Origin of the sequence: Alicyclobacillus mali NBRC 102425 (genome assembly GCF_001570745.1) — a bacterium.
GTDB lineage: Bacteria > Bacillota > Bacilli > Alicyclobacillales > Alicyclobacillaceae > Alicyclobacillus > Alicyclobacillus mali.
The window spans coordinates 25,348-50,887 of the sequence record NZ_BCSG01000004.1 but is presented as its reverse complement, the minus strand read 5'-3'; the positions used below and the strand labels follow the sequence as shown (position 1 = coordinate 50,887).

Below are 25,540 nucleotides of genomic sequence, written 5' to 3'. Positions count from 1 at the left end.
GGCTTCATCATACCCTCAGAGACCTGCGAGGGGAGGCCCATCCCTTGAGAAACAGACGCCTGCGTCGAGCCGTTTGGGCAGCCATGTGGGGCTTCGGGGCCGTGTCCCTGGCTGGCATCGGAGAGGCCGCGCTGCATCGCGCCGACGCCCAGATTGCAAACGGAGCCGCTTCGATGGCCATGCAGAACGCAACGAGCGACGACGGCCCGCCGCCCACGCCCCCGCCCGTTCTGACGAATGCCCAAATCCTACAAGAAGACCGGGACGCTGTCAACCTGATGAACGAGGTCGCGCTCACCCCGCGCATCCTGCCCGGCGGCGTCAAGCAATTCACGCTCACCGCATCCAAGTTCGGTTGGAACTTTTACCGAAACGTGAACCTGTGGGCGTGGGGCCACAACGGGCAGGTCCCCGGGCCGCTCATCCGCGTGCGCGTCGGCGATCGCGTCGAGATCGTCGTGCACAACGATCTGCCCGAACCCACGACCATCCATTGGCACGGAATGGCGGTCCCAAACGACATGGACGGGGTGCCGGGCTTTCCCGAGCCCCCGATTCAGCCGGGCGGCACCTTTGTCTACCGGTTCACCGTGACAAGTCAGATGATCGGCACGCACTGGTACCACAGCCACTACGACGACGACTATCAGGTGGACGCAGGATTGAACGGCGTGATCATCGTCGATCCCAAAACGCCCCCGCCGTCCATGCGCCGCGTGCGCGACGTCCTGTTTGTGCTTGGCGCGGGTAAGCAGGACGGATCGGACAGCGAGAACACGTTTCTGATCAACGGTAAGGCGTATCCGGACACGCCGCAGCTGACGGTGAAACGCGGCACGACGGTGTACATGCGAATTGTCAACGCATGTGCGGAGACGTTCCACGCGATGACCATCGATGGGTATGATGTGAAGATTGTGGCGCAGGACGGTCAGCCGCAGCCGGATCCGCAGACGGTCAGCGTCGTGTCCATCGCACCGAGCGAAACGGTGGATGTGGAGTTCACTGCGGATCAAACCGGCACCTTCCCGTTTTACGACACTGTGGCGAGCTCGCTCATCAATCCGAATGACACCGTGGACCCCGTGGGTGGCATGATGACGCTCATCCACGTGACCCCGTGAGGAGGTGGACCATGCGCCGAACCGTCCCAGCTCTGGTTGCAGCACTCGGCGCCTGCGCGTCGCTCGCCCTCGCCTGGGTCCACGCGTCGCCCGTCCTGCGCGCGGGCGCCAAGGTGGCGTCCACGAGCATGTCCATGGCGCCGACGAGCACCATGGGATCGCTCCCCGTGCCGGAAGGCGTTCCCGACGCGGGCCCGCTGTCCATCACCCCTGCTCTCATTCGCGAACAAAACGCAGACGCCGACCGGGTCATGGACGAGCAGGGCATGACTCCGCAAATGCTGCCCGGAGGCATCAAGCGGTTCACGCTCGTCGCGAGCGAGGTGAACTGGTACCTGTATCCGGGCAAGTCGGTCGTCGCGTGCGGATACAACGGTCAGGTGCCGGGCCCTGTCATCCGGGTGCGCGTCGGCGATCGCGTCCAAATCCTGCTGAAGAACGAACTGAATGAACCCACCACCCTGAACTTCCCGGGTCTCCCGCTGCCGGCGTCGCAACTCGGCATCGGCGGCGTGACCGAGCGGCCCGTCCCGCCGGGCGGCGAGCGGTTGTACAGTTTCACGGTGACGCCGGACATGGTCGGCACGCACCTGTACGAGAGCGGCACCGACATGGCGAGCGAAATTGATCAGGGCCTGCACGGGGTGCTTCTGGTCGATCCGGCGCGCGGACCCCTCTACCCTTTCGCCAAGGTGGACGCGCTGTACGAGATCGACGCGTGGATGGTGGACGGATCGACCACCGAGAACGCATTCGGCCTGGACGGGAAACCGTATCCCAACGCGCCCCAACTGACCGTGCCGTACGGAAGCCGCGTCGTGCTGCGCATCGTGAACGCGAGCAGCATGTGTTATCACGCCATGCACGTGCACGAGACGACCTTTTGGCTCCTGGCGGAAGATGGGCACCCGCTGCCCGTTCCGCGCCCGATGAACGTGCTCGCCATCGCGCCGGGCGAGACGGCCGATATCGAATTTCCCGCCGACGTGCGCGGAGACTGGATGTTTCACTGTCACATTCTCGATCACATGATGAATCCCGACGACGAGGTCGACATGATGGGAGGACTGGTCACGTTCATTCACGTGAAATGAGGGCGGCGCGATGGCGCCGGGCGCGCCCGTTCGGCTATCGTCGCATGGAAAAAGGCCGAGCGCGGCGACTGCCCCTCGGCCTTCTGCCTGGTCTCTGTCTGTCAGTGCGGAATCTCGCCGAGCATCGTCACGCCCGACTGGATCTGCACCTGATTCTCCACAAGGTTCGAGGTGTTCTGAATCTGCGGCTGCTGGTCTGCCGTGATGCTGACGTCGCTCAGCGTGATGTTCGAGATGGGTGCGTTCGGCAGGCCATTCATGTAGATGGACTGGCCCGCGTACTCGCAGCTCACGTTGGAAATGGTCATGTTCTCAAACTGCGGCACGTACGAGTTTGGCCCGGGCGCCTGAAGCGAAGACGTGTCCGCCCCGTTGTCCACATACCCGTCGTCGAAGGTGATGGCGGCTCCACTGATGTCCCGCATGACGATGTGATCCATGTAGATGTCCTCCACCAGCCCACCCTTGCCCACGCCGCTCTTGAAGCGCAGGCCCGACTCCGTGCCGTCGTACACGTCGCCCGTGACCCAGACGTCCCGGATGCCGCCGTCCGTGTAACTGCCGACGGCGAAGCCGCTGTGGCCGTTGTGCACGATGCAGTCCGCCACGACGACGTCCTGCTCGTTGAACACCCCCGCAGCGTCATTCCCGCTCGACTCCAATGCGATGCCGTCGTCCCCCGTGTCGATCACGTCGCGATACAAGACGACCTTGTCATCGGCCGAGACGTCGATTCCGTCCGTGTTCTGCCCGTACCACGGGTTGCGGATGTTCACATCGTCGATGACGACATCCTTCGAGGTGTTCACCTTCACAGTCGCAAACGGCGAATTTTCAAAGGTGACGCCCTGGAGCCACACGCCTTGGCACCCCTGGAAGTACACCATGTACGGCCGCAGGTAGTCCTTCACCTGCAGGTAGTCCAGATAGGTCATGTTCGGATGCGCCTTGATATACGCCTGGGCGTTTGCACCCTGCGCCGTCGGCCACCAGGTGCTTCCGTCTGGCGTCACGACGCCACCCGACGCCACGAGCGCATTCCACTGATCCGCCGAGAGCTTCGACTTCTCCACCGGCCGCCACGTGTTGCCGGCACCGTCGATCACGCCGTGACCCGTGATGGCGACATCCACCGCGTCCGTCGCGCTGATGGGCGATTGAACGGTGTAGGAGCTCCCGCTCGGGACGAGCGGATACAGGTCGTGATCGCCCGAAAACTGGAGCTGGGCGCCGGACTCCACGTTGAGATCGACGTGGCTCTTGAGCACGATGGGGCCCGTGACCCAATAGCCCGGCGGAATGTCGACGATGCCGCCGCCGTGTTGGCTGGCTGCGTCGATGGCCGCTTGAATGGCCTCCGTGTTGACCTGCCCGATGCCCGGCTTCGCGCCGTACTCGGTGATGTCGTAGACGCGGGGCACGATGTTCGGCAACGGCGGGACGAGCATGGCGAACGGCGCGCCGTGCAGGACCTGGGCGAGAGAAGCGTCGAGATCGCCCGTCTGCGCGACGAGGTCGGCCACGTTGTCGGCCTGGGCGAAGCGCGCGTGAGCGGTCCAACCGGTGGCGGCGGCCGCGACCAGCGCGAGGCTCGCGCCTGCCGAGAGACTACGTTTCCACCTGGCCACGCATTTCACCTCCTTTCGCGGTCATCCGCGCAGGCCCGTGGTGGCGATGCCGCGGACGACGTACTTCTGCAGGAAGAAAAAGATGAGGAAGAGCGGAATGAGCGAAACGGTGGACATGGCGAACAGCGGCCCCCACTCCTCCTGCGCGACGGCGTTCGCGAGCGACTCCAACCCAAGCGGCACCGTGAACTTCTGCGCCGAATTCAGGTAGATGAGCTGAGAGAAAAAGTCGTCCCAGCACCAGATAAAGCTGAAGATGGCGGTGGTGATGAGTGCCGGCACGATGAGCGGCAGAATGACGCGCACAAACAGCGTGAAGGCATTGCAGCCGTCGATTTTCGCAGCCTCGTCCAATTCTTTGGGCAACCCCCGGATGAATTGCACGATGAGAAAGATGAAGAACGGGCTACCAAAGAACGCGGGCACGATGAGCGGATAATACGTGTTGATCCAGCCCAGATAGTGAAACATCGCGTACTGGGGAATGAGCGTGACCTGCGTCGGCAGCATCATCGTGATCATCATGATGCCAAACAGAATGGATTTCCCTCGAAACGTGAAGCGCGCGAACCCGAACGCAATCACTGCGGACGAGATGACAGTGCCAACAGACACCAGGCACGACACCAACAGCGAATGAAGAATGAACGTGCCAAACGGCAGGCCAGGAATGGCATTCCAACCTTGCGGATAATTCGCGAACGTCCAGTGCTTGGGCCAGAACGACGCGCTGGAGAAGATCTCGTTGGTCGGCTTGAATGAGCCAAACACCATCCAGAGAACAGGATAGATGAGGAAAAATCCGATAATCACGAGCACGGCGTGTGCGAGCACCATTCCGCGCCTCGTACGGATGGTTCCAGTCACAGTCCTCTCCTCCTTTCCCTCAGGACTCGTAGTACACGTAGCGACTTCCGAACCTGAACACCAGGAACGTCAGCACGCCCACCAACACCAGGAGGAACCAGGCCAGCGCCGACGCGTAGCCCATGTTCTGGAAGTTAAAGGCCTCCTCGTACAGGTAGAGCGCGAAAAACAGCGTCGCGTTCAGCGGCCCACCGTCCGTGACGATGTATCCCTGCGTGAACTGGGTGAACCCATTGATGATGGACATGATCAAGTTGAAGAAAATGACCGGCGACAACATGGGAATGGTGATGCGAAAGAACCGATACAGGCGGCCCGCGCCGTCCACGATGGCGGCCTCATACAGCGACTCGGGAATCTGCTTCAGTCCTGCCACGAAGATCATCATCGCCGAACCGAACTGCCAAGCCTGCAGCATGGCGAGCGTGAACAGGGCCGTGCGTGGTTCGGCGAGCCAATTGGGCCCGTGAATGCCGACGAGCGCCAGGCCTTTGTTGATGAGACCGTCGGGCCCAAACATCTGTTGCCACAGGTAGGCGACAGCGACGCTCGTGCCGATGAGCGACGGAACGTAGTACACGGTCCGGTACACGCCGATGCCTTTGACCTCGAGACTGAGGAGCAGAGCGATGGCGAGGGCGACCACCATCTTGATGGGCACCGAGATCAAGATGTACTCCAGCGTGTCCACGAGCGAAGTGGCAAACAACTGGCTCTGCGTGAACATGTGCACGTAGTTCTCAAGACCTATCCATTTGGGCGGCTGCAAAAGATTGTAGTTGGTAAACGAAAGGTAGAGCGAGACCAGGATGGGCCCGAGCGAAAAGACCACCAGGCCGAAGATCCATGGGCTCAGAAACAGATAGGCGACCTTCTCGTTGCGCGGCCGCACGGCCTTCGCGGCCTCGCCGTTCGCTTGGACATTGGCTTTGGTCGAGGTTGCCACAGCCACGCGATCACCCCGCTTTCCGGAATGGCCCGGCGTTGCGCCGGGCCCCGTCCTCGGAGACGTCATTCACCGCCGTTCTGCAGGAGATCGTTCGCCTCCTGCATAAACTGTTCGGCGCCTTGCTGAGCCGTCTCCTTGCCGTATTGCACAGCCTGGACCATGTTCCCGAAATCCTGGTCGATCTCCTTGTTCGGCTGCGGTGGCGGAGGATCGATCGGCGTGGCCACCTTAAGCGCCTGATCTGTCAGTGTGAACTCCTGTTGCTCAGGACGCGACAAACCAGCTTTTTGCAGCGCAGCTCGAACAGTCGATGACACTGGAATTCCGCGATCCAAGCCGAGAGCTTTTCCGGCAGAAACGTTGTTCAGCAGAAAGTTCACGAAGAGCTCCGCCTGCTGCGGATACTTCGTCTTGGAGTAGATACTCCAGAACTGACTCGGCTTTAAATAGAGTCCCTCCGGCCCGCCTGGCTGATATGGCGGCAAGGCCATACCAAGAGGCTTGGTCATCTCACTTTGGAAACTCACAATATAGGCATCCCAGGTCATCTCCGCTAGAGATTTTCCAGGTACCATGGGATCTGTGGGATCAGCGGCTTGTTTAATGAGGGACGTCACCGTTCCAGGGGGCACAGCTCCTTCCCTGCGCAGATTTGCCCAGTAGTTCAGATAAGACACAAGCGTGCTCTGGGCAAATCCGAGCTTGGTTCCGGAAGCGTTGTACAGGTGTTGACCTTGCTGACGCGCCCAGTATCCAAAGGTCTGCCAGTTTTCGTCGTCATCCTCAGCCCACTTTCCTGTAAGTTTGTGGACCTTCTCGAGAATTGCGGCCCACTGTCCCCATGACACGCGCTGCCCATGATACCCTGCTTTTGCAAAGGCGTTCTGATCGTAAATCATACTGTAACAATCAATTGCATTCGGGATGCCATACAATCCGCCGTCGATGTAGCCGCTCTTCAGAACGCTTGGGCTGATGGTGGAGAGATTGATGCCCTTGGCGCCCTTCAGGTTAAGCAGTTGACCTTCCTTTGCATACGCTTCGATGTAGTCATAATCCATCTGCATTATGTCCGGCGCGTTGCCGCCCGCGACCTCGGTGGACAGCTTCGTGAAGTATTGGTTGAACGGTCCTCCGAATTCCGTCTGGATGTGAATGTTCGGATACGCCTTCTCAAACGCTTTCACCGCGGCCAGCGTGACCGCCTCTTCCTTCGCATCGCCCCAGAAGCCGAAGGTGAGCGTGACCACCGGCTTCGAGTCTGCGTTTCCCGCGGCCTGCCCGGCTTGCGACCCGCTCGAACCGCCCTGCGCCGCGGTCCCGCAGCCCGCCAACACCAGCGCAGCCGCGGCGCTCGCCGTCCATGTCCATCTCTTTTTTCGCATGCGGATTCCTCCTCGTTTCACGTTGTTGCGCGCTTGAGACCGACACCCATCAACTGCCACAAAACCTCCGGATACGGCTCATGACCCCCAGGTTGTGCAAGAAACACCGCCCCATTTGTCATGCCCAAGGCCTCGTACGCCGTTTTGACGGCCGTAAACGCTGCACGCGCACCTTCGAACGGAAACACGCCGTCGCGTTCGCCATGCACAATGGTCAGGCGCCGCGGCGCCACGAGTGCCGCCACATCCCCCCAATCGCCGAAGTTGAGAAGATCCGGTACGTAGTTACACAGGCAGTGCCGCGTGGCAAGGAGCGAATAGCGTGCGGTGCACATCGCCGACAGGAGGATCAGGTGGGGGACCCGCGAATCACACGCCGCGTGAAACAGCGCGGCCGTGCCGCCGCCTGAAAATCCCGCCGTGACAAGGCTCTCCATGTCGAAGCGCCCGTCCATCTCCATCGCGTCCAGGAGCTCTATCAGATCTCGGACGCGATCGCCGAGGAGCGTCCGGCCGACGAGCAGTCGCTGCCGCGCGAACCGCTCACAGCTGTGCTCCAGTCCCAGGGCGCGATCGGCCGGGTCCATCGTGGCGCCAAAGCCACGCAAGGACGGGAGCACCACGGCAAAACCCGCGTCCCGCAGCAGTTCCGCAACAGGTCTTCCCTTGACGTACACCTCGTTCGCACTGCGGAAGTAATCGTAGCCGAGCGGAGAATGGCCATGGATCAACACCGCGGTGGGATAGCCGCCCGCGGGCGCCGTTCCCTCGGGCAGCAGCACGTGGACTTCGCGATCCGCCACGAGTTGGCACAGCCTCCTCGGCTTCACTGATCGCTCCAGGCCGAGCAGCCGAGCGAGGCACTCGACTCGTTCGCTTGCCGCCCCCCGCGACACCAGGCTTCCCTCCCTCATCACCGGACGCCGACCGGCGCGCTTTCGCCCAACAGATCCGCGATGCGCACGAACTGCCCGGTGGCCATCGAGAGATTCGCCGCCACGCCGATGAGGATGGACATGGCTCCCGCGCGCGATCCGGCCACGTGGCCGTACGGATCGCTGTCCACGCCGCGGAACAGGTGGTCCTTCAGGCGCCTGTCGCCGCCGCCGTGACCCTCGCGCACATGCGGCACGCGGAACACCTGAACGCCGCCAAAGAGGGGATAGAAGCGGATTTCCAGCTCGCGCACCTCTTCGGCGGACGACGGATCGCCAAACCGCCAGTCCACCGTGCGGCGAACGTCCTTCGAGCTCCTCCGCGCGAAGTCCGTCGCGTCCTCCTCGGTGATGAAGAACTCGGGCTCGAACGCCTCCAGCCGGCCCTTGCTGCCGTTGAACGCCACCTGCCATCCTTCAAACGGCGTGGCCGCGGTGAGCATGTACGTCGCCTGCACGCCATTCGGATAGCGGATGAGCGCCCCCATCGTATCCTCAATGTCGATGCGCTCGGAGAACACGCACTGATCGCGGTGGTACCCGTCATAGGCCTCCGCCTGTTTGTAGAGCGCGTTCAGGGTGTCGTCGCGGCCGAGATCGAGGTAGAACGGACAGCGGTCCGTCACCTGGCACGTGGCGCAGCGCTCGCCGTGGCCCGGCATGCGATCCGGCAGGTAGTAATGGCGCGATCCCATGGCCACGACCTCCTGGGGCTCGAGGCCCAGCCACCAGTTGATGAGGTCGAAGTGGTGCGTCGCCTTGTGAACAAACAGGCCGCCGGAGTTCTTCTTCTCCGCGTGCCAGCGCCGGAAGTAGTCCGCGCCGTGCACGGTGTCGAGGTACCAGCGAAACTCCACCGAATGGACTTCGCCGATGATGCCCTCCTGCAACAGCCGCTTGATCTCGGTCTTATATGGCGCGTATCGATAGTTGAACGTGACGCGGACCGTCCTGCCGCTGCGCCGCTCGGCATCCAGAATCCTGCGGCACCGCTCCGCATCGATGGTCATGGGCTTTTCGGTGATCACGTCCTTGCCTCGCTCAAGCGCTTTCACGATAAAATGGTCGTGCGTCGCGTCCATCGTCGTGACGATGACGCAGTCGCATTCGACGTTGTCCAGCATCTCGTCGAAATCCGTGAAGCCCGGAATGTCCTTGCCCAGGACCTCCTGTGCATACCGGACGCGCCCCTCGTTGCGGTCGCAAAGCCCCGTGATGCGCGCGACGTCACGGTAATGCGTGACGAGATCGCGCCCGAACATCGAGATACCGCGCGATCCGAGACCGACAATGCAATAGTTGGTCATGGCCGTCCGTCACCCCTCGTATTAACCACGTTGTTAGTTGACCTCATCCCGTTGTTGCTAAAAGGTAGCACAGTTCCTTTCGGATATCAATAACTACGTTTTCATTTCTTCTTGACTTTTTCGGACACGATCGCGGCGAAACCGGTCGAAAGCCAGCAAAATGCGTCTCTTGCGGACGAATCGTTTCCGTCTCTCTTTAATAACGTTGTTATTTGTGTTAAAATGTCGAGGAAATCACAGACCTGTTGGCTTTGCGGCACGCGCAAGACGCCGCGAGGCCCATGGACTCTGGACAGAGGGAGACCCGCCATGGTGAGCATTAAGGATATCGCGGAACGCGCGGGCGTCAGCTACAGCACGGTTTCAAAGGCGCTCAACGACAGCCCGCTGGTCAAGGAGGAGACCAAGCGGCGCATCCTGGAAATCGCGCGCAGCATGGGCTATCAGCGAAACCTGCTCGCACGCCACCTCGTGTCGGGCCGCACGCGGCTCATTGGCTTCGGGCTCGTGAACCTGGGAAACCCCATCTTCGCCAACCTCACCATTCAGCTGCACCGGGCCCTGGCCGCGCTCGACTACCGGATGGTGATTGCGATTTCGCCGGACGAGATCGACCTGTTGAATCAGATGCGCGCCGACGGCCTCGTGATTTGGGCCGATCTCGTCTCGCGCCACCCGCACCTGATGGAGGAGCTGGGGCGCTGGCAGGCGAAAACGCTCGTCATCGGGACGGACGAGCCCGTGCCGCTGCCGCACGTGCGATTTGACCGCCGCGCCGGGATTGCGGAAGCCGTCCGATACCTGCGCTCGTTTGGACACCGGCGGATTGGATTCATCGGCAGTTCCCAGGAGATCAAGGTGCGGGCCTTTTTGGAGGCGGTGGAACAAGCGGGGCTTCAGCCGTCCCCGGACTGGCTGTATCCGGCGGAGCCGACCTTTGAGGGAGGTTACCGGGCGATTCGATACGCGAGGCCAGACATCCCCATGCCGACGGCCTTCATTGGGCTGAACAACCTCATTACGAAAGGGGCGCTGCGCGCGCTGCTCGAGCTCGGCTACCGGATACCGCAGGACGTAAGCCTCATTGGATACGACAACTTGCCCGACATGCAGTTTGCGGAGGTGCCCATCACGACGGTCGGCCCGTCGCTCGAAGAGGTGGCGGACTTCGCGGCGCATCGCATCGTCGACATGATCGACGGAAAGCCAGGCGCGGACGCGCACGTGGTTGAACCTATCCTCATTCCGCGCGCGTCCGTCGAACGAGCACCCGACAGGGACGCGGGTTGAACGCGGGCGCCAAGGCGCGCCCGCCGGGCTCAACCCCCGTAGAAAAGCCCCGTCTCGGCGAGCGTGAGCGGCTTGCCGTCGCGGTGCACCCCGGCGTCCACGACCTCGCCCACGATGAGCGTGTGATCTCCCCGGTCCACGACATCCGTCACGCGGCACTCGAACCAGGAGAGCGCGTCGCGCAGGATGGGGCTTCCGGTCGTCGACGTGTAGAATTCGACGTCCTCAAACTTGTTCCCCACGCGCTTCAGGGGCTTGAAGAACTTGAAAGCGAGATCCTTCTGCCCACTCTCCAGGACGTTCACCGAGAACACGCGGCTCTCAAGGATGCCGTCGCACGACGTGGTGCCCTTCTTCACGCCAATCGCCACAAGCGGCGGCTGGAAAGATGCCTGCGTCACCCAGTTGCCTGTGAACGCATTGACGTCATCCTCTCCGATTTTTGTGCCGATGACGTAGAGCCCGTACGTGATGTGGCGGAGCGCCGTCTTCTTCGCTTGCTCGTCCATCCTCGCACCTCCTGATGCCGAAAGGCGTTTCCCATTCGAGTATACCTCTTGCCGGACGTTCCATCACCCGGTGGCGCGCGCGCTCACCCAGTCGATCACGTCCTTCACCGTCTGCAGCCCGAGCCGCCTGCAAAGCTCCATCTCCTTCCGCCAGACGGCCGCGGTCATGCGCACATCCGCGTCCGCCCGGTGGCGGCCGTCAACGGAAATGCCGAGCCATTCGCACGCCTCGTCGAGCGTCAGGGGCCTCGAGGCCCGCGCGAGCACCTGGCCCACGACCGCCGTATCCATCGCGATGGGCCGCAGCCGGAGTCGCCACAAGGCGTCGGTCGCGCGCTGCAAAAAGCCGAGATCGTGCCGGACGTGGTGGGCCACCCAGACGCGGCCTGCGCCGAGCTCCAGCGCGCGGCGAAGCGCGGCCTCAAGCGGCTCGCCGCCCCGCACGGCCTGTGGCGTGAGGCCGGTCAGCTCCCAAATGTGCGGGGGGACGTCCGCGACGTCGTCATGGCGCACGATGGCGTAGAAGCTCTCGTCGGGCTCGCTGCTCCACCCGGAAAACGTGGCGCAGGCGACAGATAGGATCTTGTCGCGCACCGGGGAAAAACCGGACGTCTCGAGGTCAAGCACGAAGTAAGGCGCGTCGCCGAGGGTCCGCTCCCAGACCGGCGCAGGTTCCGGGCCGAGAGGCGCGTCTCTCCGGAGGGAGAAAAACCACCTCATCGCGATCCCCTCGGTTTCGGAAATCGTCGACACACCAGATGCTCGAGGGCTTGGGCCGCGCGCAAATGCTCCTGAAGCGCTTCCTGCCAGGCGCGAGACAAACTCGACCGAGGGACGAGATCGACGGCGTCCCGCTGACCCCTGAGCCAGCACTCCGCGTGGTGGCGCGCCCGCAGCCGCCATCCAAACCAGAGCGCACGGACAATCGCCTCCGGCTGCAAGTCTTCGAGGGCGCCGAGGCGGCCAAGCGACGCGGCGCGATCGACCGAGCCGAGCGCGTCGACCCCATGATGCAAGCTGAGCAAGCGAAGCGCGTGGACCATAGGCGCGAGGAACCTGTCCTTGACGTGGAAGGCCACACCCGCGCCGCCGGCCTCCCAGCGCACGCCGCGCAAGGCGCGAAATCCGACCGTCCCGCGAATGCCGAGGTGCGCCATCTGCCACTTCATGAATGCCGATCCCGCGATGACATCGCGCACCCGCGCCGCAACGGGTGCCCAGTCCGGCGCATCTTCAAGCGGCAGCGCGTCCACCGTCATGTACAGGTAGCGAACGTTGGCCCAGTCCGGAAAATCAACGTACGACTGGATGCGCGCCGTCCATGCGCCTGCAGGGCCGAACCAGCGCGGATTGGCGCCCATCACGTTGCCCATGCAGGGCGAGAAACCCATCGGGCCCATCCAGCGCACGAACCGCTCGATGTCCGGAGCCGCGTCGGGGAGCCGAAGGTCCGCGGCGGTGACGAGCGCAAAGTCGAGATCGCTCTGCGGCAGATCCTCGCCGCGCGCAAGCGACCCTAGCGCCACGAGACGCGCGTGCCGCCGGACGTCCGGCGGCACGGTTTCCGCCCAGCCGGCGAGCACGAAGGCGCGACGCTGAACCTGATACCCTTCGAACCAGCGCCGAAACCCCGCGGTGTCGTCCGGCGGGCTGTCATCGCCAAGGACAGCCTCGCACCATGCCCGTTGCAACTCCTCTCCGCGCTCCCGAATGTCGCCCGCGTTCGTGACGCACCCCGGCACCATCACGTCCATCCCTCCGCCCTAGGCGCTCGTCCATGCGATGATTGCTAGATTTTCGAGATTTCGTGCTTTATGATCAATCCAGAATATCGTCCGGGTGGTGGCTCATCATGTCAAGTGTTGTTTCACTGCTTCAGCAACTCGAGGCCGAGCGCATCGACACCGTGCAGCTCCAGTTCACCGACTTGATGGGCGCGGTGAAAGCCGTCTCCATCCCCTCAAGCCGACTGGCAGACGTCCTCGACCGCGGCGTGAACTTTGACGGATCGTCCGTCGAAGGATTTGCCCGAGGGGAAGAGTCCGACATGCGCCTCGTGCCCGACCTCGCGACAGCCTGCAGATGGCGCTCCGCATTCGGCGGACGCGCACTGCGCCTCATTTGCGATGTCGTGCTCCCGGACGGCCTGCCGTTTGCGGGTGACCCGCGCCGAATCTTGGCTCGGGCGGCGGCGAGAGCCGCGGCAGCCGGCGCGCCGGAGATGCTGGTGTCAGCCGAACTGGAGTTCTTTTTGCTCCCGCAGGGCGAGCGCTTGGAAGACGCGCATCTCCGCGATCCCGCCCGCTACTTCGACGCACCCTCCTCTGACTTTGCCGCGCGTTGCCTTCGTTTGATAGCTGAAGGGCTGTCCGAGGCGGGCATTCCCGCGACCCAAATTCACCACGAAGCTGCGCCGCATCAATATGAGATCGATCTCGCCCCGCTGCCGCCGATCCCGGCCGCGGACGCCATCATCACAGCGAAGCTCGCCATCCGGCGCGAAGCCGCCCGGTTCGGGTTCACGGCGTCCTTCATGCCGAAGCCGTTCACGGACCATCCTGGCTCCGGCCTGCACCTCACCTTCGCCCCCGCCGGCGAAGAGGCCGACGTGTCGCGAGGCGCCAGCTTTGCCGCAGGGATCTTGGAGCATGCGCGTGGGCTCTCCGCCATCGCCAGTCCGACGGTGAACAGCTACAAGCGCCTCGGCGGAAGCGAAGCGCCCGGATTCGTCGGCTGGTCCGACCGCCACCCGGCCCCCTACTTGCGCGCAGTGGGCAGCGCATGGGAATGGCGGGCGCCCGACGCGTCCGCGAATCCGTACCTCGCCATCGCCTGCGCGCTCGCCGCAGGATCGGACGGGATCGAACAGGCGATGCCCCTGCCGAATCGGCTCGACGAACGGCCGGAGATATGGTCGGAAGAACAGCGGTTTCTGCGGCGCGTCGCCGCACTGCCCGAAACGCTGCGGGACGCGCTTGATGCGCTCGAACAAGACGAGTGCCTCCAGGCGGCGCTCGGCGATCACGCCATGCACCACTTCCTGGAGGCCAAGCGGCTCGAATGGGAGGCCTATGCGCGGACCGTCCACGTCTGGGAACGGGAACAGTACCTCACGCTTTAGTTCTGAGTTCCGTGCTCAAGCGGAGACTCCTTGAGAAGCGGCGTCACGTTGGCGCCGAAATACTTCGGCAGTTCCGACGCCGTGAGCGTCTCCGGATATGCGGATTCCGCGTGCAGGGCGAGATCGAGCCCCATGATTTCCTCTTCCTTCGTCACGCGCAGGCCCATGACCTTGTCGACAATCCAGAGCAAGACAAGGCTGCCGAGACCCGAGAACGCCCACGTGCTCGCGACGCCGATAAGCTGAAGCAGCACCTGATGCGGATTGCCGTGGACAAGGCCGTTTGCTCCCGACGGGTTCACGGCGGTGGAGGCGAATAGCCCCGTGGCGATGGCGCCCCACGTTCCGCCGATGCCGTGGCCGCCGAACGCGTCGAGCGCGTCGTCGTAGCCGAGCTTTGCCTTCATGAAGGTGGAGGCGAGGTAACAGAACGCGCCGCCGAGCAAGCCGAGAACGATGGAGTAACCCGGTGAGACAAAGCCAGCCGCCGGCGTGATGGCCACCAGCCCCGCGACCGCACCGGCGCAGGCGCCAACCAGGGTGACGTGCCCAGTCCGCAACTTCTCCACAATCATCCAGCCCACCGCAGCAGCCGCCGTAGCCGTGTTGGTCGCAAGAAACGCCTCCGCCGAAAGGAAGTTGGCCGCAACCGCGCTGCCCGCGTTGAATCCGAACCAGCCGAACCACAAGAGCGCGGTCCCCAAAAGGACGAAAGGCACATTGTGCGCCTTGATTTCACCAGTGCCATGTTCCGCGCGGCGCCCGAGGTATAGCGCGGCCATGAGACCGGCCACACCGGACGAGATGTGCACCACGGTGCCCCCCGCGAAGTCAAGGACGCCGAGGTTGTGCAGCCAGCCGCCTGCACCCCAGACCCAGTGCGCCAGCGGATCGTAAATCAATGTCGCCCATAGCACAATGAACACCACAAACGAAGCGAAACGCACTCGCTCTGCCAGCCCTCCCACGATCAGTGCCGGCGTGATGATGGCGAACATCATTTGGAAAATGGAATAGAGCATGTTGGGTATGGTCGGCGCGTAATCCGAGTCCGGCGCTGCACCCACGCCGCGCATCATGAACCAACTCAGGTTGCCAATGATGTGGTGAAAGTCAGGACCGAACGCCAAGCTGTACCCGACGATGACCCACTGCAGAGACACCACCAGGATGACAGCCACCACCTGCAGCATGGTCGTAATCACGTTCTTCGTCCGCACCAGGCCTCCGTAGAAGAAGGCAAGCCCTGGTGTCATGAGAAGCACAAGGGCCGAGGAAGCGAGAATCCAGGCCTCGTCGCCCGAATTGACCGGGGGTGCCGTTGTCGCAGCAAAGCAAGTCGCAGGAATCAAAGCGGCGCCGAGCCCAGCCGTTGCGGACAGAAGCCACTTCCACCGTGTTCTGAGCATCTTCTCTGCCCACTCCTTTGCGTGAATTTTTTTATAACGATACACGCAGGCGGAAGAGGCGTCAACGAAAAATGTTAGCTATTCTAACGTATTAAAAGATAACATTCTGACACAGGGATTTCGCGAAGCGATTTCACTCATTTAAGTTATTTTTATTAACGCAATCACTTTCATTCAATACCCCGACTGGACTCGGTTGCACACCTGCCTGACCTCCCATGCCCGTGTTATACTCCAAGCGACGACAGCCTTCAGGAGGTCCGTATGAGAGCGGTCATCTTCGACTTTGACGGGACCCTGGTCGATACCGAACGGGCATGGTACGAGGCCTACGCCGGATTGTACCGGCAGCATGGCAGGGAATTCCCGTTTCATCTGTACGCCCAAACCGTAGGGACCCACGGCGACGCGTTCGACCCAATCCAGCACTTGTGCGATTCGGATGCATCTGTGCACCCAGGGGACGCGGAGCGCGCGGTGGAGTTGGAATATCGGAGGCTGCTGGACGAAGAGCCTCTTCGCCCTGGGGTGCGCACGGCGCTCCATGAACTCAAACAGCTCGGCATGGCCATCGGCCTTGCCACGAGTTCGCGGCGCGCGTACGTCGAGCCGTTGCTGTCGAAGTACGGCATCCAGCCCTTTTTCGACGCCATCGCGACAGCTGACGACGTCCGCGAGGTCAAACCCCATCCTGAGCTGTATGAGGTGGCTTGTCGGCGCCTGGGGGTGAAGCCTGCGGAAGCGCTCGCCATCGAAGACTCGCCGAACGGCGCACGGGCCGCGTTGGCCGCGGGCCTTCACGTGCTGTGTGTTCCGAACGCGGTCACGGAGCACATGTCATTTCCAGAAGGCTGTCGATTCCAGAGCAGTTTGCACGGAATGGATTGGCGCACATTTCTCGTGTCGCTCTCGAAACGCGCACCTGAAGCAGGAGGGTGATGCGAGGAACGCCAGACGAACGCGCGCTCCTCGCGTCACGTGAGTTATCAGGTGGCAAGGTGGCAAGCCACGGCGTGGTTTGGCCCGATGTTTCGGCGTTCGGGTTTCGTTGTCCGGCACCGGTCGACGGCCAGGGGGCAGCGGGGATGAAAGGGGCACCCTTTTGGCGGATTAAATGGCGACGGAATTTCGCCCTGAATGGGCGTGAGCGCTTGCCGTTCCTCCATACTGCCGGGCATTTTTAGAATGGACTGGATCAGCACCTGTGTATAGGGATGCGTCGGCCGCGAGAACAGCTCCTCCGCGGGCGCCTGTTCCACCACCTCGCCGAGATAGAGCACGGCCACGACATCGCTCAGATATTCCACGACCGCCAGGTTGTGCGATATAAAAATGTAGGTCAGGTCGTAGTCCCGCTGCAGTTCTCGCAGGAGTTGAATCACCTGGACCTGAATCGAGACGTCGAGCGCCGAGATGGGCTCGTCGCAGATGACCAGTTTCGGATTGAGCGACAACGCGCGCGCGATCCCGACGCGCTGAAGCTGCCCGCCCGACAGTTCGTGAGGATAAGCCCACTTCACTTCCCGCGGAAGCCCTACCCGCTCAAGCAGTTCGTCAACTTTCTTGTGCCGCTCCTCCTTGGTGCCCATTTTATGAATGACCATCGCGTCTTCAATGGCCATGCCAATGGTCATACGCGGGCTCATGCTCGCCATGGGATCCTGAAAGATGATTTGCATCTCCTGCCGGAGCGGCCGCATCTGTTTCTGCGTGAGGCGCGTGATGTCCTTCCCCTGGTAGACGATACGGCCCTCGGTCGCTTCGAGCAATTTTAGCACCAAGCGACCAAGGGTGGACTTGCCGGAGCCGCTTTCGCCGACGAGCCCGAACGTCTGGCCACGTTCAAGCTGGAACGATACCTTCTCCACGGCGTGGAGATCGCGGCCTTGCACGCGAAACCGCTTTGACACCTCGTGCACCTCGAGCAGCGCCTCAGATGACATCCGCCAGCACCTCCTCCGCCCGATGACACGCAACCCAATGCCCCGAGCCTATTTCCCTGAGCTGCGGCAATTCACTCCGGCACCGCTCCGCAGCAAACGGGCACCGCGACGCAAACGAGCAGCTGTGCGGCATCTCCGTGATGGTCGGCGCCATTCCAGGGATGGGCTGAAGCGGTCTCGCCCGGTGACCTATCTCGATGATGGAGTGTTTCAGCCCGACAGTGTACGGATGAGCGGACTCCCGCAAGAACGTCCCTGTATCTGCGACTTCCATGATCTGACCGGCGTATAGCACGATGATCCGGTCGCAAAAATTCGTGGCGACGCCAAAGTCGTGTGTGATGATGGCAACCGACATGTTCCGCTTGCGCCGCTGCTCCTGCAGCAATGCGAGGATTTGCATCTGCACCGTCACGTCGAGCGCAGTCGTCGGCTCGTCCGCAATGAGCAGTTGCGGCTCGCAGGCCAGAGCAATCGCAATCATGATGCGTTGGCGCATGCCACCCGAAAACTCGTGCGGATAGTTGCGAAACCGGGCTTTTGGCTCGGGAATGCCCATCTCGTGCAGAAGCTGCAGCGTGCGCTCAAACGCCTCACGGTGACTGCAGAAATGGTGAGCGAGCATCGCCTCCATGATCTGATCCCCAATCCGCATGACCGGATTGAGACTGGTCATCGGATCCTGAAACACGACGCCGATCTCCCGGCCGCGAATATCCTCGAGCTGTCGCTCCGATAGCTTCAAGAGGTCCGTTCCCTGAAACATCGCCCGGCCCGAGCGGATGCGCCCGTTCTCACGGATCAGGCCGATGGCCGACATGAGCGTGACGGACTTGCCGGAGCCGCTTTCGCCGACAATGCCGAGCGTCTCGCCTTCTGCGATGGAAAAGCTCACCCCGTTGACGGCGTAGACTGTGTCCTCGCCGCGATCGAACTCGACGCGCAGATCCTCAATTGACAAGAGCGGCTGTGACACCGTCACACGCCTCCTTTCGGGTTAAACGCTTCCTGCAGGCCGTCTGCGACAAACAGAAACGATAGCAGCGTGATGGCGAACACACCAGCCGGAAAATAGAGAAGCCAGGGAAAGCCGAGGATGTTCGCGCCAGCCTGGGCGAGCATGTTCCCAAACGACGGCATCGGTGGATTCAGCCCCATGCCGACGATGCTCAGGCCCGCTTGCGCCGTGAGATCGTAAGGAATGCCGAAGGCGAGCGAGACGACCATGCTGCCCACGACGTTCGGGAACATGTACCTGCGCGCGATGTGCCACTGCGACGCCCCAAGTGCCCTTGCGGCTTCCACCATCTCGCCGTTGCGCATGGCGAGCACGAGCGAGCGGATGAGGCGGGCATATCCCGCCCAGCCCGGCACGCCGATGGCCAGGATCATCGGAAAGATGCCCTTTCCCAGAAGCACCATCAGAATCAGAGCGAAGAAGAACGACGGCAGGGCGAACATGAAGTCCACAGCGCGCATGACGATCACGTCAATGATGCCGCCGGCAAGCCCTGCCCAGAGCCCCAAGATGACGCCAATCAAAAAACTGACGCACGTGGCCCCGAGCGCAATTTCGAGGGCATAGCGAATGCTGTAGAGAATTTGGCTAAACACGTCGTATCCGACCGTATCCGTGCCGAACCAGTGCTGCCACGAGGGCCCCGAGTGCATATGGAGAAAATCAGCATATGTGTAGCTGTACGGCGCGATCCACGGGCCGATGATCCCGATGATGAAAAAAATGACGACCCAAATGAGCCCGGCCACGGCGAACCAATTCTTTCGGTACCGCTGCCAGGCGCGATACATCGGTGAGTTGCGCCTCGCTTGTCGCGCCGGCGCCTGAGGCTGGGTTACCGCGATGGCCACGATCATCCCTCCCGTCCTTCTACTGCAAACGATGGTTCACTGCAGCTTCACCCGTGGATCCATCCAAGAATAGATGAGGTCGACCACCAGGTTCGTGAGCATGATGGTCCCGCCCAAGATGAAGACCGCCGTGATGGCCATGGGGAAATCGAAGTTGGTGAACGCTGTCGAGATGACCTTGCCCAGCCCCGGAATGGCGAAGATGTTCTCGACCCAAACGGTCCCGACAACCGTGAAGGCAAATTGGGGCCCGATCACGGTGATGAGCGCGGTGAGCGAGTTGCGAACGCCATGACGGATCACCAGTGCCCAGTACTTCACGCCTTTCGCCTTGGCGGTCCGGATGAAGTCCTGGCGCATGGTCTCAATCAGGCTTCCTCGCATGTATCGGGCGACGACGCCGATGTTTCCAGCGGCAAGCGACAAAACGGGCAAGACCGCATCGGCAGGTGTGCCCCACCCCGTGACAGGAAGAACGTTCTGCCACACGACGCCAAAGATAAGAACGAAAATGACCGCAAGCACGAACGAAGGGATGGCCTGGCCAAACATGGACAAGGTCGTCACGAGATAGTCGACCCACGAGTTCCGCTTGAGCGCAGCGATGACTCCCATGGGAATGCCGATCACGACCGACACCACAACTGAACCGAACGCGAGAAACACACTGATGGGCAGCGCGCCCTTCAGCTGCGACACGATGCTGAGCGTCGGATTCTGCATTGAATTACCAAAGTTGAAGGTGAAAGTGTGCCATTCGTACTGGAGCACCTGTCTCCACAGGGGCAGGTTGAGTCCGTAGCGGCTCTGAAATTGCTCCATCAGCTTCTGATATGCGGCGGGATCCTGAGCGGCCAGCGGCGCGAGAGCCGACGCGAGCTGCGTGGTGTTCATGAAGCCTCCTGGCGAGTAGTACATCATGATGTACGAGATGGCAATCACGGCCGCCAGCGTGATGACAATGGCCACGAAGCGCTTGGCGAGAAATTTCACGTAAAACATCGCAGGCCTCCCTTCCACGCACCCGCGGGCGAAAGCCCGCGGGCCTGTTTCGCTACCATCACTTGGTGGAGAGATACTGGAACTGATAGAAGTTGCCCCAAGCCCACGGGTTCGGTTGCGCGCCAGTCACCCACGGCTTCTCGAGGTAGAACGTCTCGTTGTAGTAAAGCGGAATGACCCATGCCTGCTGTTCAAGCGACGTGACGAGCTTGCCAGCCCACACCGCGGCCTGCGACGAGGTCATGCTGTTCTGCTCGTAAGCCTGCCACATCCGCCACTCGCGCTCTTGCTGAGACTCGTTCGTGTCCCACCAGGCCTGCACGTCGAGCGCGCCCGTGTTCGTACCGCCGAGTGTTGTGGTGGCGGACTCCGGCGCGACGAACTCCCACGCGAGAACGAATGCCGCGTGCTTGGCGCTCGCCGTCTTGGCACTCTTCCACTGCTGCACAATTTGGTTCCACTGCTGCTGCAGGGAGGGCGTGCCAGGCGGATTCAGGATGGCCTGCCACTGGGCGGGCTGCTCCTTCGTCCACTTGTTGATGATGGCGATGTCCTTCTGCACTTCGTTCTGGAGAGGCAGCCAGTCGTTCCAGCTCACACCGGTGTTCGGATCCTGCGGATTGCCGTACTTGGCGACGGAAGCCGGATCGTAGGGCGAGTTGTACCAAGGCAGCACATGCTGCACCTGTTGGACCGTCCAGCCGTAATCGCCCGGGAAGTAGATGCCCTGGCTCGCTTGGATGTCCATATTTGCAGGCTCGAACCAGTTAACGGCGCCTGCCGCAACCACAAAGCCCGGCTGGATCCCCTTAAGCGGCCCCTCCCAGACCAGCGCGCTGTAGTCCGTCTGATTTTCCTGGATAATCTTCGTTTGGATGCCGAGATTCTGTTGCAGCTCCTGTGAGACGGCCTCCGCGACCGGCACGCCCTGCTGGTTCACGTCCGGCACCGGTGCGTACAGGTACAGGACGGGCAGTCCCTTGCCGTTTGGATAGCCGGCTTGTGCCAGGAGTTTCTTGGCTTCGGTCACGTTCTCCGGCAAGCCCTTTTCGTATTTGGCAGCTGGCCAGCCAGGCGTCGCGAACGTGTTGGTCACGCCGCCCATTCCGTCCAGCACGTCCTGGACGATGGGCTGGCGCTGCATGGCCATCGCGATGGCCTCCCGCACCTTGGGATTGTAGTAGGGAGACGGATCGGCCGAGTGATCCCATTCCAGATACTCGATGCTGTAATCGGGCGTGACGTGGAGCTGGCTGCTCAGGTTGTGCGTCTTGATGTACTGCAAGTCGGACGGCGATCCGACGAGCGCGACGTCCAGTTTGCCCGCCATGTAGTCCTCAACGGCCACGGTGGTACCTGGCACCAGGTTGATGACCTTCGCGTTCCCGTGGTTCACCTCGCCCGCGTGCCCGACGTACTTGGGATTGGGCACCAGCGTGATGGTCCCGTTCGGCGTAAACGATTTCACGACGTATGGGCCGTCGCCGACGAAGTATTGCGGCAAGTACCAATTCGTCGGGTGCGCGTTGACCACCTTGGGATCCAGCGGCATTGACGCGGACACCGCCAACTCACCGAGGATGTAGTGCGGCGTGGTGGTTGTGATCTGCAACTCATAATTATTGATGACCTTGATGCCCACCTGGCTGGCCGGGACCGCGCCCGAGTGATACTGATAGGCGTTCTTCACATTGTTGAGCACGCTCGCCCAGAGCTGTGCCTGTGAGTTGGCCGGGTTCAACTGGCGCATCCACGCATAGTAGAAATCCTGCGCCGTGACAGGATCCCCGTTGGACCAGCGCGCATCGTGGCGCAGATAGATGGTCCAGGTGAGACCGTCCTTAGAAAGAGAATAGCCCGACGCAATCTTCGGCACAATCTGATTCTGCTGATTGTACCCATAGAGCCCTTCCAGAATGGTCCCCTGGTCCACCAGAATCTGCGCAGCCCACTGCGACGGATCCAGGGACGAGATACCCGGCGGCGAAGGATACGTGATGGTCACGGTTCCGTTGCCGGCGCTCGCAGCCCGCACGGGAACGGCCGAAGCCGCACCGCTGCTCGACGTGGTGCTGTGATTCTGCCCCGATGTCGCGCATCCCACCAGTCCTCCGCTCGCCACGAGGACCGCGACGGGCACATGCCACTTTCTGAGTTTCCGCTTGGCCACGTTCGTCACTCCTTCTCTCCGCGTCTTGCGTTCCAGCAGCTTCGAGAACGCTTTCAGAGACCCCCATGCGACTTCTTACCATTCGTGCACCGCCCAGGCCTGGACGCGTACCTCACCCCCCTGATTCCAAACTCACAGACTGGAATCAAGGCGCACAAATCGATTTGCTATGAAACAAAACGATTTGGCTGATGTCTCAAACATAAGATTGAGACATGCCAAAATCAATAGTCTACTTAGGCGATCCTTGTCTTTTTAAGCACCTGCCTGGCCCTCGATCATCTGCCGCCAGCCTCCAGCAGCCCTGCGACAACAAACACCGCCGGGGAGTTCCAATAGATGGCCACTTCGTTCGTGGAATAGCTGTCCTGGTGATCCATGTACGCTGTCATCGCCGGTCTCCCCGCAAGCTTCGCGCGGGCGATCTCGTCCTGCAGGTTCCGGTTTGGCCCGCCAGCCACCATGCCTGGGACGGGATCGTCCACATCATCCGCGACGGACGGGCGATGATGAGGTTGGCGCACGGGCTGTTGGCCAAAGCCCGTGACGTAGCACTGACCAAGCGGATTCGCGCCAAACAGGTAGTCCGCGGCGCGCTGTGCCACCGTATGTGCGGCGGGATGAAGGACACCGACGCCTTCGGCCAGCAGGAACGCCATGGCGCGGTTCAAAAGCACCATATTGCTGCCCCAGATGAAATCCTCGTCCCGCATGGGAATGCCGAAGGGATGCGACTCTGCCATGGCGGCGAGCGCGTCGAGTTCGCGGAGAAGGCGACTTTTCACCTTGCTTCGCACATCGCCCGACACGGCGGCGCTGGGGGCGCGCAGGTATTCCATCACGCCGTAGAGCGCCACGTCCGCCCATCCCAGTTCCCACAGCAGGTCGAGATCGAGGAGCGGCTCGCACACACGCGCCCACGCGGAATCGCCGGTCATGCGTAGCATGGCGCTGGACGCCCACAACAGCTCGTCGCGGAGTTCCCTGTCGCCGTATTCGCCCGTGAAAATCCCATCGGGATTGCGAAACGGCCGCATCTCGTGTTCGCTGAGCCACGCATACGCGCGCTGGGCGGCGTCTGTGCAGCACGAGGCGAGGGCCGGATCGTGGGCGCGGTACACCAGGGCGGCATGCGCCATGGCGGCACAAAACGTGGCCGTGGCAGCGTAGGAGATGGGGCTCATGATAAGCGGCGCAGTGTCGTCTTCGGGGCGGGTGTCGAGCGGCGGAAAGGAAGGCGTGCTGACTTTGTGGTACACGCCGCCTGTCGCAGGATCCTGCATGGTGAGAAGCCAGGCAATCTCCTCGCGCGCCACCTCGAGCGCCGGCGGCAGATGAGGTTCCCGGTGGACTGAGCGCATGGGGCGGACGTGCGCAAGCGCCGCCGGGAAGTACTCGTGAGCGAGAAGAAGATCCGCGACGGCCTTGGCGGCGGGAACCGTGTATTTGCCGTAATCGCCAGCGTCGTGCCAACCGCTTGGGCAGGCCACGGCGCGCTCCGTGCCCAACACCTTGGCGTCGCTCGTATGGCAAGGAGCATGCGCCCATGGGCCCGCTTCCTCTTCTGGCAGCGCGACGCCGCAGAGCTGATAGTCGAAGAAGCGCAACATGGCTTCGAGCACGTCGCCATACGCGCGGCGGTGCACAACGACCCGCGCCTCGAGGGACCCCACCGTCAAGGCGTAGGTTCCCGGCACGCGAAGCGCGGTAAAATCGCCGACGCACCAATCCCCACCCACGGGCTTCGTCAGGCCCGCGAACACGGCCTGCCCATCCGGGGTGTGCAGCGCGAACGGCTGAGCCTCGCGAGCCTGGATCCAAAAGCGCTTGTCGCCGCTGGTCAGATAGCCAACTTGATTACAAAAAATCGATTTGGACACGCGCGACGGCATGTCGAATCCCCTCCCACCGGTTTGCAGGAGAGAGGATTCGACGCCCCGCCTGGCGATACCTGCCTCGGCCTCTTCAGCCGATGGCCACCATGCGCTCAATGGCGACTCGCGCGCGATCCGCCACGTCAGCCGGCACGGAGATGACCGTCTCAAGCCGGGCAAGCGCGTCCCGCACCTTCTCGAGCGTGATCATCTTCATGAACGGGCAGACCGCAGCGCGGTTCGCCGGGATGAACGTCTTGTCTGGGTTTTGGCGCTCCATCTGGTGCAAGATGCCGACCTCTGTCGCCACGATGAAGGAGCGCTTGTCGGATTCGCGAGCGCGCTCAAGCATGCCGCTGGTCGACAGAACGTGCGTGCGATCCGCAGGCAGTTGTCCCTCAGCCAGCAGGTACATGTTCGAGGTAGAGCAACCGCACTCTGGGTGAATCAGGAGTTCCGCATCGGGATGAGCCGAGAGCGTCGCCTCGATGTCGTGCGGCCGGATGCCCGCGTGAACGTGACATTCGCCCATCCAGATGTGCAGGTTCTCTCGCCCAGTCACCCGCTTCACGTACGACCCGAGAAACATGTCAGGCAGAAACAGGATCTCTCGATCTTCGGGAATGCTCTGGACCACCTGCACGGCGTTCGAAGACGTGCAACAGTAGTCGCTCTCCGCCTTCACGTCCGCCGACGTGTTGACGTAGGAGACCACCACGGCGCCCGGGTGCTCCGCTTTCCACGCGCGCAGCTCGTCCGCCGTGATGGAATCCGCCAGCGAACAGCCCGCGTTCGGATCAGGCAACAGCACCGTCTTGTCCGGGTTGAGGATGGCCGCCGTCTCCGCCATGAAGTGGACGCCGCAGAGCACGATCACGTCGGCATCGGCGCGCATCGCAGCGCGCGCGAGCGCGAGCGAGTCCCCCAGCACATCCGCAATGTCCTGAATTTCCGGCAGCTCATAGTTGTGCGCCAGGATCAGGGCGTTCCGCTTTTTCTTCCACGCCATAATTTCGTCGACCAAACCTTGGCGTTCCACCTTCGTCTCCAGCACATGCATTCCC

Annotated in this window: 22 protein-coding genes; 5 read left to right on the top strand and 17 right to left on the bottom strand. The window is 62.1% G+C overall.

The window, feature by feature from the left end; translation table 11 throughout:
* Window positions 1-44 precede the first annotated feature (44 nt).
* A complete protein-coding gene (locus tag AMA01_RS02920) occupies window positions 45-1,124 on the top strand; it encodes a multicopper oxidase family protein (protein WP_230088056.1) in 1,080 nt (359 codons plus the stop codon).
* Window positions 1,125-1,135: 11 nt separating this feature from the next.
* Window positions 1,136-2,218, top strand: coding sequence for a multicopper oxidase domain-containing protein (locus AMA01_RS02915; protein WP_067847037.1), 1,083 nt, complete (start codon window positions 1,136-1,138; stop codon window positions 2,216-2,218).
* A 101-nt stretch (window positions 2,219-2,319) separates the two neighbouring features.
* Here the strand turns inward: AMA01_RS02915 and AMA01_RS02910 are convergent, their stop codons facing one another.
* From AMA01_RS02910 to AMA01_RS02885, 6 genes are read right to left on the bottom strand one after another with little or no spacing between them, the layout of a single operon-like run.
* Window positions 2,320-3,846: a glycoside hydrolase family 28 protein gene (locus AMA01_RS02910; protein WP_067847034.1), complete on the bottom strand. Its 1,527-nt coding sequence runs from the start codon at window positions 3,844-3,846 to the stop codon at window positions 2,320-2,322.
* Window positions 3,847-3,867: 21 nt separating this feature from the next.
* Window positions 3,868-4,713: a carbohydrate ABC transporter permease gene (locus AMA01_RS02905; RefSeq protein WP_197459972.1), complete on the bottom strand. Its 846-nt coding sequence runs from the start codon at window positions 4,711-4,713 to the stop codon at window positions 3,868-3,870.
* A 19-nt stretch (window positions 4,714-4,732) separates the two neighbouring features.
* Window positions 4,733-5,665: a carbohydrate ABC transporter permease gene (locus tag AMA01_RS02900; protein ID WP_067847229.1), complete on the bottom strand. Its 933-nt coding sequence runs from the start codon at window positions 5,663-5,665 to the stop codon at window positions 4,733-4,735.
* A gap of 59 nt (window positions 5,666-5,724) precedes the next feature.
* Complete coding sequence (locus AMA01_RS02895) at window positions 5,725-7,107, bottom strand: ABC transporter substrate-binding protein (RefSeq protein WP_231862794.1); 1,383 nt, start codon at window positions 7,105-7,107, stop codon at window positions 5,725-5,727.
* Window positions 7,065-7,943 carry an alpha/beta hydrolase family protein gene (locus tag AMA01_RS02890; protein WP_067847025.1) on the bottom strand — a complete coding sequence of 293 codons (879 nt, stop codon included), beginning with the start codon at window positions 7,941-7,943 and terminating at the stop codon, window positions 7,065-7,067. The genes AMA01_RS02895 and AMA01_RS02890 overlap by 43 nt, the downstream gene beginning before the upstream one ends.
* A gap of 17 nt (window positions 7,944-7,960) precedes the next feature.
* The gene (locus tag AMA01_RS02885; RefSeq protein WP_067847023.1) at window positions 7,961-9,289 is read right to left on the bottom strand and encodes a Gfo/Idh/MocA family oxidoreductase; all 1,329 of its coding nucleotides are present in this window, start codon (window positions 9,287-9,289) and stop codon (window positions 7,961-7,963) included.
* 309 nt (window positions 9,290-9,598) lie between these two features.
* On the opposite strand from AMA01_RS02885, the gene AMA01_RS02880 reads away from it, so the two are divergent.
* Window positions 9,599-10,579: a LacI family DNA-binding transcriptional regulator gene (locus AMA01_RS02880; RefSeq protein ID WP_067847020.1), complete on the top strand. Its 981-nt coding sequence runs from the start codon at window positions 9,599-9,601 to the stop codon at window positions 10,577-10,579.
* 29 nt (window positions 10,580-10,608) lie between these two features.
* Here AMA01_RS02880 and AMA01_RS02875 read toward each other — a convergent pair whose 3' ends face one another.
* From AMA01_RS02875 to AMA01_RS02865, 3 genes are all read right to left on the bottom strand, one after another.
* Entirely contained in the window at window positions 10,609-11,088 is a 480-nt protein-coding gene (locus tag AMA01_RS02875; RefSeq protein WP_012811711.1) for a flavin reductase family protein, read from the bottom strand.
* A gap of 63 nt (window positions 11,089-11,151) precedes the next feature.
* On the bottom strand, window positions 11,152-11,808 hold the full coding sequence (locus AMA01_RS02870) for a 3'-5' exonuclease (RefSeq protein ID WP_067847018.1): 657 nt from the start codon (window positions 11,806-11,808) through the stop codon (window positions 11,152-11,154).
* Complete coding sequence (locus AMA01_RS02865; RefSeq protein WP_230088079.1) at window positions 11,805-12,833, bottom strand: putative nucleotidyltransferase substrate binding domain-containing protein; 1,029 nt, start codon at window positions 12,831-12,833, stop codon at window positions 11,805-11,807. The genes AMA01_RS02870 and AMA01_RS02865 overlap by 4 nt, the downstream gene beginning before the upstream one ends.
* Window positions 12,834-12,940: 107 nt before the next feature.
* On the opposite strand from AMA01_RS02865, the gene AMA01_RS02860 reads away from it, so the two are divergent.
* The gene (locus tag AMA01_RS02860) at window positions 12,941-14,209 is read left to right on the top strand and encodes a glutamine synthetase family protein (RefSeq protein ID WP_067847012.1); all 1,269 of its coding nucleotides are present in this window, start codon (window positions 12,941-12,943) and stop codon (window positions 14,207-14,209) included.
* On the opposite strand, the gene AMA01_RS02855 is transcribed toward AMA01_RS02860, so the two are convergent.
* The gene (locus AMA01_RS02855) at window positions 14,206-15,618 is read right to left on the bottom strand and encodes an ammonium transporter (RefSeq protein ID WP_067847009.1); all 1,413 of its coding nucleotides are present in this window, start codon (window positions 15,616-15,618) and stop codon (window positions 14,206-14,208) included. The two genes, AMA01_RS02860 and AMA01_RS02855, sit on opposite strands and share 4 nt — an antisense overlap.
* A 264-nt stretch (window positions 15,619-15,882) precedes the next feature.
* On the opposite strand from AMA01_RS02855, the gene AMA01_RS02850 reads away from it, so the two are divergent.
* Entirely contained in the window at window positions 15,883-16,557 is a 675-nt protein-coding gene (locus AMA01_RS02850; RefSeq protein ID WP_067847007.1) for an HAD family hydrolase, read from the top strand.
* 47 nt (window positions 16,558-16,604) lie between these two features.
* On the opposite strand, the gene AMA01_RS02845 is transcribed toward AMA01_RS02850, so the two are convergent.
* From AMA01_RS02845 to nadA, 7 genes are all read right to left on the bottom strand, one after another.
* On the bottom strand, window positions 16,605-17,561 hold the full coding sequence (locus AMA01_RS02845) for an ABC transporter ATP-binding protein (protein ID WP_067847004.1): 957 nt from the start codon (window positions 17,559-17,561) through the stop codon (window positions 16,605-16,607).
* A complete protein-coding gene (locus tag AMA01_RS02840; RefSeq protein WP_067847001.1) occupies window positions 17,551-18,537 on the bottom strand; it encodes an ABC transporter ATP-binding protein in 987 nt (328 codons plus the stop codon). Before AMA01_RS02840 ends, AMA01_RS02845 begins: the two co-directional genes overlap by 11 nt.
* A 2-nt stretch (window positions 18,538-18,539) precedes the next feature.
* Window positions 18,540-19,436, bottom strand: a complete 897-nt coding sequence (locus AMA01_RS02835; RefSeq protein WP_067846998.1) for an ABC transporter permease — start codon at window positions 19,434-19,436, stop codon at window positions 18,540-18,542.
* Between the two features lie 30 nt (window positions 19,437-19,466).
* A complete protein-coding gene (locus AMA01_RS02830) occupies window positions 19,467-20,432 on the bottom strand; it encodes an ABC transporter permease (protein WP_067846995.1) in 966 nt (321 codons plus the stop codon).
* A gap of 58 nt (window positions 20,433-20,490) precedes the next feature.
* On the bottom strand, window positions 20,491-22,602 hold the full coding sequence (locus AMA01_RS02825) for a peptide ABC transporter substrate-binding protein (RefSeq protein ID WP_067847226.1): 2,112 nt from the start codon (window positions 22,600-22,602) through the stop codon (window positions 20,491-20,493).
* Window positions 22,603-22,880: 278 nt separating this feature from the next.
* Window positions 22,881-24,494 (bottom strand): glycoside hydrolase family 9 protein, encoded by a 1,614-nt coding sequence (locus tag AMA01_RS02820; protein ID WP_067846992.1) that lies wholly within the window; start codon window positions 24,492-24,494, stop codon window positions 22,881-22,883.
* A 73-nt stretch (window positions 24,495-24,567) separates the two neighbouring features.
* The gene (gene nadA / locus AMA01_RS02815; RefSeq protein WP_067846989.1) at window positions 24,568-25,536 is read right to left on the bottom strand and encodes a quinolinate synthase NadA; all 969 of its coding nucleotides are present in this window, start codon (window positions 25,534-25,536) and stop codon (window positions 24,568-24,570) included.
* Window positions 25,537-25,540 lie beyond the last annotated feature (4 nt).